At 64.8% G+C, this 10,564-nt stretch carries 11 protein-coding genes; 9 read left to right on the top strand and 2 right to left on the bottom strand.

The window, feature by feature from the left end; all coding sequences use genetic code 11:
• Window positions 1-332: AfsR/SARP family transcriptional regulator (locus DH10_RS25975; protein ID WP_425515376.1), on the bottom strand; the 332-nt coding region annotated here is incomplete at its 3' end.
• 145 nt (window positions 333-477) lie between these two features.
• Between DH10_RS25975 and DH10_RS25970 the strand changes: the two genes are divergently transcribed.
• The 9 genes from DH10_RS25970 to DH10_RS25930 all read left to right on the top strand — a co-directional run bounded on the left by DH10_RS25970 (window position 478) and on the right by DH10_RS25930 (window position 10,046).
• Window positions 478-1,140: a peroxiredoxin gene (locus DH10_RS25970; RefSeq protein WP_192257747.1), complete on the top strand. Its 663-nt coding sequence runs from the start codon at window positions 478-480 to the stop codon at window positions 1,138-1,140.
• 200 nt (window positions 1,141-1,340) lie between these two features.
• Entirely contained in the window at window positions 1,341-1,646 is a 306-nt protein-coding gene (locus DH10_RS25965) for a hypothetical protein (RefSeq protein ID WP_192385509.1), read from the top strand.
• A gap of 52 nt (window positions 1,647-1,698) precedes the next feature.
• On the top strand, window positions 1,699-2,841 hold the full coding sequence (locus tag DH10_RS25960) for an NAD(P)/FAD-dependent oxidoreductase (protein ID WP_192257751.1): 1,143 nt from the start codon (window positions 1,699-1,701) through the stop codon (window positions 2,839-2,841).
• A gap of 363 nt (window positions 2,842-3,204) precedes the next feature.
• Window positions 3,205-5,316, top strand: coding sequence for a molybdopterin-containing oxidoreductase family protein (locus DH10_RS25955; RefSeq protein WP_192257753.1), 2,112 nt, complete (start codon window positions 3,205-3,207; stop codon window positions 5,314-5,316).
• 96 nt (window positions 5,317-5,412) lie between these two features.
• On the top strand, window positions 5,413-6,216 hold the full coding sequence (gene speB, locus DH10_RS25950; RefSeq protein ID WP_192257755.1) for an agmatinase: 804 nt from the start codon (window positions 5,413-5,415) through the stop codon (window positions 6,214-6,216).
• A gap of 62 nt (window positions 6,217-6,278) precedes the next feature.
• Window positions 6,279-7,052 (top strand): 4-hydroxy-tetrahydrodipicolinate reductase, encoded by a 774-nt coding sequence (gene dapB / locus DH10_RS25945; RefSeq protein WP_192257757.1) that lies wholly within the window; start codon window positions 6,279-6,281, stop codon window positions 7,050-7,052.
• A gap of 177 nt (window positions 7,053-7,229) precedes the next feature.
• Entirely contained in the window at window positions 7,230-8,243 is a 1,014-nt protein-coding gene (locus DH10_RS25940) for an ABC transporter substrate-binding protein (RefSeq protein WP_312891357.1), read from the top strand.
• A gap of 106 nt (window positions 8,244-8,349) precedes the next feature.
• The gene (locus DH10_RS25935) at window positions 8,350-9,156 is read left to right on the top strand and encodes an ABC transporter ATP-binding protein (RefSeq protein ID WP_192257761.1); all 807 of its coding nucleotides are present in this window, start codon (window positions 8,350-8,352) and stop codon (window positions 9,154-9,156) included.
• A gap of 11 nt (window positions 9,157-9,167) precedes the next feature.
• Window positions 9,168-10,046: an ABC transporter permease gene (locus DH10_RS25930; RefSeq protein ID WP_192257763.1), complete on the top strand. Its 879-nt coding sequence runs from the start codon at window positions 9,168-9,170 to the stop codon at window positions 10,044-10,046.
• 49 nt (window positions 10,047-10,095) lie between these two features.
• On the opposite strand, the gene DH10_RS25925 is transcribed toward DH10_RS25930, so the two are convergent.
• Window positions 10,096-10,564 (bottom strand): sensor histidine kinase (locus DH10_RS25925; protein WP_192385508.1); only part of this gene is annotated, 469 nt, incomplete at its 5' end.

The raw sequence follows: 10,564 nt of genomic DNA, 5'->3' as shown, positions 1-10,564 counted from the left end.
GTCGCTTCGGCCTCGAACAGCGTGGCATCGATGGCGAGCTCGGCATCCGGCGCCAGCGCTACGATCTCGCCGTCGAGCGCGATGATCTCATGCGCGCCGAGCGCGCGCCTGGTGAAATGCACGGCCTTACGCAGATTGGCGGCGGCCGCCTCCGGTTCGAGGTCCGGCCAGAGCGCGTCCATCACCTGCTCGCGGTGCAGCCGGTGCCGCCGGGCAAGCGCCAGCAATTTGACCAGCGTCACGCTGCTCGTGCGCCGCCATGCGGCCGCGGAAGCCACGCGTCCATCGACGGACACGCGGAACTGGCCAAGCAGATCCACTTCTACACGCATTTTCGTCTCCCCACCGCCCTGAGCACCATAGCCATGCATCTGCACCAATGGAAAGGGCCGGCACACGCAAAGCGCATTCGGGGAACGGCGGAGGAACGCGGGCCGGTCAGTATGGGCGCGTCAACCCGTTCAGAGGAGAACGCACATGTCCATCCGCATCAACGATACCGCCCCGGACTTCGAAGCCGAAACGACCGAAGGCCATATCAGCTTTCATTCCTGGCTCGGCGACTCCTGGGGCGTCCTCTTTTCCCACCCCAAGGATTTCACCCCGATCTGCACCACCGAGCTCGGCTACATGGCCAAGCTCAAGCCTGAATTCGACAAGCGCAACGTCAAGATCATCGGGCTCAGCGCCGACCCCGTTGACCGGCACCAGAGCTGGGCCATGGACATCGAGGAGACGCAAGGGCATGCGCCGAACTATCCGATGATCGGCGACCCGACACTCGCGATCTCCAAGCTCTACGACATGCTGCCGGCCACCGTCGGCGACACGTCGGAGGGCCGCACCGCGGCCGACAACCAGACAGTGCGCAACGTCTACGTCATCGGACCCGACAAGAAGGTCAAGCTGCTGATCTCCTACCCAATGACCACCGGGCGGAACTTCGACGAGATCCTGCGCGTCATCGACTCCCTGCAGCTCACCGCCAGGCACCGGGTCGCGACGCCGGTCAACTGGCGCCAGGGCGAGGACGTCGTTATCGCGGGTTCGGTGTCGAACGACGAGGCGGCCAAGATCTACCCGAACGGTTGGAAGGCGCCGAAGCCCTACATCCGCATCGTCCCGCAGCCGCACGCCTGAGCCGCGGCCGCGTGAGCCGCGGCCGGGGAGCGGCAAGACCCTTCCCGGCCGCGCGCCCAGGCACCATCGGAGGAGCTGACCGCCATGACCGTGCATTACAGCAAACCCGCCATCGCCGTCTTCGACACCACGCCGGAGCGGCTGTTCCGATACATGAGCGCCGGCAACCACCGGCATCTGGCCTGCATCGGCTCGCCGGCGTGGCCGGCAATGTCGTCACGCTCGACGCCGAGGTCTATAATCCCGACGGAACCACCTTCGCCATGCAGGTCGAGCATGCGCTCAATCCGCCGCGCGGCATCGAGACCAGGCTGACCGGCGGTGCCTTCGACGGCGCGCGATTCACCCACAGCTACACGCCGATGGGTGGCAGGACGAAGGTGGATCTGGAGGGCGACTTCCCGGCGCTGCCCGGCATGAGCGATGCCGACACGCTGAAGATGATCGACGGCTTCTTCAGCGTGATCTTCGCCGAGGACACCGCCACGCTCAGGCACTGGTCATAGGGGAACTCCGGGTACGACGCGCGTCATTCCAAGCAAACAATGAGAGGGTAACATGAACACTTCCAGCAAGCCGCGCGTCCTCGTCCTTGGGGCGGGCTTTGGCGGCCTCGAACTCACCTGCCTGCTGTCCGAGACCTTCGGCGCCGGCATCGACGTCACCTTGATCGACAAGAGCGACGCCTTCGTCTTCGGCTTCTCCAAGCTCGACGTCATGTTCGGCCACAAGACGGCGGATCAAGTGCGCCTGCCTTACTCGAACTATGCCAAACCGGGCGTCCGCCTGCTCAGGCAGACGGTCACCGCGATCGACCCGGAGCGGCGGCGCGTCACCACCGATGCCGGCGTCCACGAGGCCGATTTCCTCGTCGTGGCGCTCGGCGCCGATTATGATTTCGACGCGACGCCTGGGCTCGCCGATACCAACGAATTCTACACGGTCGCTGGCGCCGAGAGGCTGCGCGACGTGCTGCCCACCTTCACCAAGGGGAGGGCGCTGGTCGGGGTTTGCGGCGCGCCCTACAAATGCCCGCCGGCGCCCAGCGAATGCGCGCTCATGCTGCACGACTACCTGGTCAAGCGCGGCGTGCGCGAGGCCTGCGAGATCAACTTCGTGCTGCCGCTGCCGAGCCCGGTGCCGCCATCGCCGGAAACTTCGCGCGCGCTCGTCTCCGCCTTCGTCGAGCGCAACATCGGCTTCATTCCGGGCCGCCGCGTCGCGTCCATCGACAATGCGCGGAAGGTGGCGGTCCTCGACGACGGAGTGGAGATGCAGTTCGACCTGTTCCTCGGCGTGCCCAGGCATCGCGTGCCCGACGTGGTGATTGCCAGCGGCATGACCGAGAATGGCTGGATCACGGTCAACCCGAGGACGTTGGAGACCAACTATGCCGGCGTCTATGCCGTGGGCGACGGCGCCAACACCGGCACGCCGAAAGCCGGCGTGTTCGCCGAGGGCGCCGCGCGGGCCGTGGCCAGCGACCTGATCGTGAAGCTCAGCAATAGCGGCACGGCGAAACAATATGACGGCTTCGGCACCTGCTACATCGAATTCGGCGGCGGCCGCATCGGCAAGGTCGAGGTCGATTTCTTCTCCGGCCCGAAGCCGACCGGCACCTATCACGAAGCCTCGCTCGCGCTCAGGGCCGACAAGGAGAATTTCGGCTCCAGCCGCCGCGCGCGGTGGTTCGGGATGTGAAGGCGCACCTTCTTCCTTCTCCCCTTGCGGGAGAAGGTGGATCGGCGCGCAGCGGCGAGACGGATGAGGGGTGCTGGAAGAAACGCGACATAGAAAAAATGGAGAGATTTTAGGCGCTTACTCATCACGCCTCACTCCGTCCAGCACCCCTCATCCGACCTCGCTTCGCGAGGCCACCTTCTCCCGCAAGGGAAGAAGGTGAGGTGCCAAGCTTGGCCCCGCAGTGGGGAGATTGGCAGTTTCAACGCCGCGCAAAGAACATGCTGACTTCGACCCGAAGCGCAGCACATCTTGGCAGAACAGTGCCAACTCGCGCCCAATCTGGCCCTACACGGTGCCCCTGAAACTCGCTACACACCCCGCATGAACCAGCACGCCAAGCTCCGGATCGGCCATTCGGCCTGTCCGCATGACTGCCCTTCCACCTGCGCGCTCGAGGTCGAGCTGCTCGATGGCAACCGCATCGGCCGCGTGCACGGCGCCAAAGCCAACAGCTACACGTCCGGTGTCGTCTGCGCCAAGGTCGCGCGCTATGCCGACCGGGTGCACCATCCCGACCGGCTGCTGAAGCCGCTGGTGCGTGCCGGCGCCAAGGGCGAGGGCGTCTGGAAGGAAGCGAGCTGGGAAGCTGCCCTAGATCTAGTCGCGGAGAAGTTCATCGCGGCCGAAGAGAAATACGGCTCGGAAACCGTCTGGCCTTATTACTATGCCGGCACGATGGGGCTGGTGCAACGCGACGGCATCGAGCGGCTGCGACATGCAAAGAAGTATTCGGGCTTCTTCGGCTCGATCTGCACCAATCTTGCCTGGACGGGCTGGATGATGGGGGCGGGCGCCTTGCGCGGTCCCGATCCGCGCGAGATGGCGAAGGCCGACTGCGTGGTGATCTGGGGCACCAATGCCGTGGTCACCCAGGTCAATGTCATGACCCATGCGACCAGGGCGCGGAAGGAGCGCGGCGCCAAGATCGTCGTCATCGACATCTACGAGAACGCCACGATGAAGCAGGCCGATCTCGGCCTGGTGCTCAAGCCCGGCACCGACGGCGCGCTCGCCTGCGCGGTCATGCATGTACTGTTCCGCGACGGGCTGGCCGACCGCGCCTATCTCGAAAAATACACCGACGACCCGCGCGGGCTGGAAGAACACCTCAAGACCCGGACGCCGCAATGGGCGGCCGCCACCACCGGGCTCTCCGTCGCCGAGATCGAGGCTTTCGCCCGTCTCGTCGGCACGACCAAGAAGACCTATTTCCGCCTCGGCTATGGCTTCGCCCGCCACCGCAACGGCTCGGTCAACATGCATGCCGCCTCATGCATCGCCGCCGTCACCGGTGCCTGGCAGTATGAGGGCGGCGGCGCATTCCACTCGAACTCCGGCATCTTCAAGCTGAATCAGGACGTGCTGGAAGGCACCGCGATGCGCGATCCGAAGATCCGCTATCTCGACCATTCGCGTATCGGCCCGGTGCTGACCGGCGCGGAAGACGCGCTCTATGGCGGTCCGCCGGTGACGGCGATGCTGATCCAGAACACCAATCCGGCGAACGTCGCGCCGGAGCAGCGGCTGGTGAAGCAAGGTTTCCTGCGCGAGGACCTGTTCACCTGCGTGCACGAGCAGTTCATGACCGATACGGCGAAGCTCGCCGACGTCGTGCTGCCGGCGACGATGTTCTTGGAGCATGACGACATCTACAAGGGCGGCGGCAACCAGCACATCACGCTCGGCCCCAAGCTGATCGAGCCGCCGGAAGGGCCGCGCACCAACCACTACGTCAATGAGGAGCTCGGCAAGCGGCTGGGCGTCGGCAATCGGCCGGGCTTCGGGCTGACCGAGCGGCAGCATATCGACATCATCCTCGGCAAGCGCGGGCTCGGCAGCTTCGACAGCCTGAAGGAACAGAAGTGGGTCGACCTGCAGCCCGATTTCGACGACGCGCATTTCATCAACGGCTTCGGCCATGCCGACAAGAAATTCCACTTCCGGGCCAATTGGACCGGGCAATCGGCCCCCAACCGGCCGCCAAAAAGCATGGGCCTGTTCGGACCAGTCGAGCGGCTGCCGGTATTCCCCGACCATGTCGACCTGATCGAGGTTGCGGATGAGGAGCATCCGTTCCGGCTGACGACCTCGCCGGCCCGCAACTTCCTCAACTCGACCTTTGCCGAGACGCCGGTGTCGAAGGCCAAGGAAGGGAGGCCGGAACTGCTGCTCCATCCGGAGGACGCTGCGGCGCTCGGGGTCGAGGATGGCGGCCGCGTCGAGGTCGGCAATCGGCGCGGCGACCTGGTACTGCACGCAAAGCTCTTCGACGGCGTGAAGCGCGGCGTGGTGGTGGCCGAAGGCATCTGGCCGAACAGCGCGCATGAGCGCGGCGAGGGCATCAACGTGCTGACCGGCGCCGACGCGCCGGCGCCTTACGGCGGCGCTGCCTTCCACGACAACAAGGTCTGGCTGCGGAAGGCCAGCAGCTGAACGCTTGGCTTCGCACCTGGCCTAAGCGCCTGTCGTCGCACCCGCCAGCTCCGGCGTCTATAGAAGCACGCTGTCTGCGTAACGTGGGAGGATGTCGTGACCAAGGTCTCGCTTCTGGGCATTCCGCATGACGAGAACTCGTCTTATCTGCGCGGACCGGCCGAGGCGCCGCCGCTGATCCGGCGCGAACTCGTCAGCGACGCCTACAACTCATGGTCGGAAACCGGTTTCGATCTGACCGACCGCTTCGTCGATTATGGCGATATCGATTTCACGCAAGGCGGCGACCCGTGGGAGCGGATCGAGAACGAGGTCGGCCGCGCGCTGGATGCAGGTCACCCGCTGATCTCGCTCGGCGGAGACCACGCCATCTCCTGGCCGGTATTGCGTGGCGTTCGCCGCCGCCATCCGAGCCTGACGATCGTCCATATCGACGCGCATCCGGATATCTATCATTCCTATGATGACAATCCGCGCTCGCACACCTCGCCCTTCGCCAGAATCTTGGAAGAGCGGTTGTGCGACCGGCTGATCCAGATCGGACTGCGCACCGTCAACGATCACCACCGCGACCAGTTCGAACGCTTCGGCGTCGAGGTGGTGGAGATGCGGCATTTCAAGGAAGGCCTACGGCTCGACCTCAAGACGCCCGTCTACATCTCGATGGATGTCGACGCTCTCGATCCGGCCTTCGCCCCAGGCATCTCCCACCGCGAACCAGGCGGTTTCACCACCCGCCAGGTGATAGGCCTGATCCAGGGAATAGACCAGCCAATCATCGCGGCCGATGTCGTCGAATACAATCCACGCCAGGACCTCTCCAACGTCACCGCGCTTGTCGCCGCCAAGCTGGTCAAGGAGATCGCCGGCATGATGCTGAAGACGAACGGCGCCGGCTGAATCAATTTGGCAAGGCGGCATGCTAAAGCTTTGTTCCGACTCATCTCTCAATAGGAACAGCCATGGCGCAGCCGCTCAGGATAGCCATCGCCGGCGCACTCGGCCGCATGGGCCGGCAGATGTCCGAGACAATCGCGGCCGATCCGCGGCTGGAACTCGTCGCCCGTTTCCACCGGCCGGGCAGCACGGGCGAGGGGCTGGTCGCGCGCGATGAAGCGCTGGCACTTGCCGATGTCGTCATTGACTTCACCACACCGGCAGCGTCGGCCGAGCTGGCAAGAGCCTGCGCGGTGCGCGGCGGTCCGCCCCTGGTCATAGGCTCGACCGGCTTCAACGCCGCCGAACTGAAGATGATTGTCGATGCTGCCTGGAAAATCGCCATCGTGCGCTCCGGCAGCTATTCGCTGGGGCTCAACCTGCTGACCGGCCTGGTCGAGCATGCGGCGCGGGCGCTCGGCGGAGACGACTGCGACATCGAAATTCTGGAAGCGCATCACCGCTTCAAGGTCGACGCGCCGTCAGGAACGGCGCTGATGCTGGGGGAGGCGGCAGCGCGAGAGCGTGGCGTCAGGCTGGACGATGTGGCAAAGCGCGCCCGCGACGGCATCACCGGCCCGCGCGCTGCCGGCGAGATCGGCTTTGCTGTGCTGCGTGGCGGCAGCATCATCGGCGAGCATGGCGCAAGCTTCTTGAGCGAAGGCGAGAGGCTCACGCTCTCGCATGCGGCCGGCGACCGCTCGATGTTCGCGCGCGGCGCCATCGCGGCGGCACTCTGGGTGGCCGGCCGCCCGCCCGGCGAATACGACATGCGCGACGTGCTCGGTTTTGCCGCATGATCGGCAATTTCGCCAAATTCCTTTTCAACCATCTCTAAAATGGCTGAAAGCCAGCTGAAAGCTTGGGCATGCCATGACAGTTTTGTGGCGTTCGCCACGTGACCGGCCTGGGAGTGGTCGGCAAGGAGGAAATGCGGCGCCGCCCGGATGGCGCGTCGCCCAGGTGGAGGAAATTACGTGACCGGTTTCATCTCGAAGTGCGCCCTGCGTTCGGCGGCGCTGACGCTTGCCATTGTCGCCACGGGCGCCACGGCGGCATCGGCCGCCGACAAGATCTCGATCATGGTCGGCGGCTACGAAAAACAGATCTACCTGCCCGCCAAGCTCGCCGAGGCGCTCGGCTATTTCAAGGATGAGGGCCTCGACGTCGAGCTGCTCAATGAGCCGGCCGGGGTCGATGCCGAAAACGAGATGCTGGCGGGCGCCGTGCAGGGCGTGGTCGGGTTCTACGACCACTGTATCGACCTGCAGGCCAAGGGTAAGTTCGTCGAATCCGTCGTCCAGTTCAGCCAGGCGCCGGGTGAGGTCGAGCTGGTCTCGGCGAAACATCCGGAGATCAAGTCGCCGGCCGACTTCAAGGGCATGAGCCTCGGCGTCACCGGCCTCGGTTCCTCGACTAACTTCCTGACTGAGTATCTTGCGGTGAAGAACGGCGTGAAGCTCGGCGACTTCACGTCAGTTCCGGTCGGCGCCGGCAACACCTTCATCGCCGCCATGCAGCAGGACAAGATCCAGGCCGGCATGACGACCGAGCCGACAATCACGCGGCTGCTTAAGACCGGCGAGGCGAAGGTTCTCGTCGACATGCGCACCGTGGAAGGCACGAAGGCTGCGCTTGGCGGCACCTATCCGGCCGCTTCCCTCTACATGCAGACCGAATGGGCCGACGCCCACAAGGAAACGGTTCAGAAGCTCGCCAACGCCTTCGTCAAGACGCTGAAGTTCATCAGCACCCATAGCGGCGCCGAGATCGCCGAAAAGATGCCGAAAGACTACTATGTCGGCGACCAGGAAGGCTATGTGAAGGCGCTCGACGCCGGCAAGGCGATGTTCACCCCCGATGGCGTGATGCCGCAGGGTGGCCCGGAAACGGTTCTGACGGTGCTTTCGGCCTTCAAGAAAGAACTGCAGGGTAAGCAGATCGACCTTTCCAAGACCTACACCACGGAATTCGTGAAGAACGCGAAATAGCAAACAATGCCAGGCGCGAGGTCCCGGCCTCGCGCCTGGTGTTCATCCCGATTTTGCGTCCGGCGATCCCCGTGCGGCGATCGTCGGCTGATGGAGTATGCTCACCATGGTCGAAAAGACCGCTCCGGCGATCGAGTTGATCAATGTCAGCCGCCGCTTCCTTTCCCCCACCGGCAAATCGCTGACCGCGATTCGTGATTTCACCATGACGGTCGAGCGCGGCGAGTTCGTCGCTGTCGTCGGCCCGACCGGCTGCGGCAAGTCGACGACGCTCAACCTTGTCACCGGGCTCGCCAGCCCGAGCGCCGGCGAGGTCCGCGTCATGGGCGCGCCGGTCAAGGGTATCGACCCGCGCATCGGTTTCGTGTTCCAGACCGACGCGCTGTTCCCCTGGCGGACGGTGATCGAGAACGTCATGGCTGGACCGCTGTTTCGCGGCAAGCCGAAGGCTGAGGCACAGGCTTCGGCACGCGATTGGCTGGCGCGCGTCGGCCTGGCGCGCTTCGAGCAGCACTATCCGCACCAGCTTTCCGGCGGCATGCGCAAGCGCGTCGCGCTCGCCCAGACCTTCATCAACGGTCCCGAGATCCTGTTGATGGACGAGCCGTTCTCGGCGCTTGACGTACAAACCCGCGTCCTCATGCACGAGGAATTGCTGCGCCTGTGGTCCGAGGCTAAGGCGTCCGTTGTCTTCGTCACCCACGATCTCGAGGAAGCGATCGCGCTGGCCGACAAGGTCTATGTGCTGACGGCGGGGCCGGCGACGGTGAAATCCGTCTACACGATCGAGCTGCCGCGCCCGCGCGTCGTCGCCGACATCCGCTACGATCAGAGCTTCATCGATTATTCGCGCACCATCTGGGCCGATCTCAAGGAAGAGGTCGAGACCAGCTACGCCCGCGCGGCGGCGTGAGGGAGGCTGAAATGACGGACGCTACCATCAACATCTCTACCGCCACCTTCAAGCCGGGAACTTCGGACGCCGAGATCGAAGCCGCCGCCGCCAAGGCCGCCGTGAATCGCCGCCGCACCGTCCTTTTCTGGCGGCTCGGTATCCTGATCGTCTTCCTCGGCTCTTGGGAGCTCGCCGGCCGCATGGGCTGGATCGATCCCTTCTTCTACGCGATGCCGAGCACGATCGCCGGACGGCTTTATGAGTGGATGACGGAAGGAACCTCGGAAGGTCCGCTCTGGTACCACCTCTTCGTCACCATGGAGGAATCGGTGCTGGGCTTTGTCACCGGCTCGGTCGCCGGCATCATCATCGGCGTCGCGCTCGGCCGCAATCGCATGGCCGCCGACATCTTCTCCATCTACATCAAATTGATCAATTCGATCCCGCGTGTCGTGCTGGCGCCGATCTTCATCATGATCCTCGGCCTCGGCCTTGCTTCCAAGGTGGCGCTGGCCTTCGTCATGGTGTTCTTCGTCGTCTTCCACAACGCCTTCCAAGGCGTGCGCGAGGCCGACCGGGCGATGATCGCCAATGCCCGCATCCTCGGCGCCTCGGACTGGCAATTGACGCGCTCGGTGATCGTACCCTCGGCGATGAGCTGGATCTTCGCCAGCCTGCATGTCAGCTTCGGCTTCGCCATCATCGGCGCCATCGTCGGCGAGTTCGTTGGCTCGCGCTATGGCATCGGCCTTCTGATCAACATCGCCAAGGGTTCGTTCGACGCGGCAGGCATGTATGCCGCGATCGTCATCGTCATGGTGGTGGCGCTCGGCGCCGAATACCTGATGACGCTGGCCGAGAACCGGCTGGCGAAGTGGCGGCCGCAGCCGCTGCACGAAACGCAGTAAGCAACCGCGAGGCGCCTTAGAGCAATTCCGCATTTCTCCTGGAATTGCTCTAGCTGTCCGCAAGCGGCAGCCGCACCTCGACCTTGAGTCCGCCGCCGGCGGTATCGCCAAGCGTGACGCTGCCGCCGGCATTCTCGACCACCTCGCGCACGATGGCGAGGCCGAGCCCGCTGCCTTCCTCGCTCGAACCGGCAATGCGGTAGAAGCGCTCGAAGACGTGCTCCCGCTCCTCGGCCGGAATGCCGGGACCGGAGTCCGTCACCGTAAGCTCTGCCTCGCCGTCCGAGGCGGCGAGCTTCACGGTGACGCTGCCGCCGGACTTGGAGTAGCGCAGCGCATTGTCGACGAGGTTGACGATCATCTCGCGCAGCATCGTGCCGTCGCCGATGACCGGCACCGGGCCGGCTTCCTCGAGGCCGAGGTCGATGCCGCGCTCGATTGCCCTCGGCGCATGGCCTTCCAGCACCTGGCGTGCGGCTTCGGTGAGGTCGATGCGGTCGGCGCGCGGCCGCCGGCTG

It is taken from the genome of Mesorhizobium silamurunense, from assembly GCF_014843825.1.
In the GTDB taxonomy this organism is placed as follows: Bacteria; Pseudomonadota; Alphaproteobacteria; order Rhizobiales; family Rhizobiaceae; genus Mesorhizobium; species Mesorhizobium silamurunense.
The sequence above is the reverse complement of the archived record's forward strand: the minus strand, read 5'-3'. Positions and strand labels throughout refer to the sequence as shown.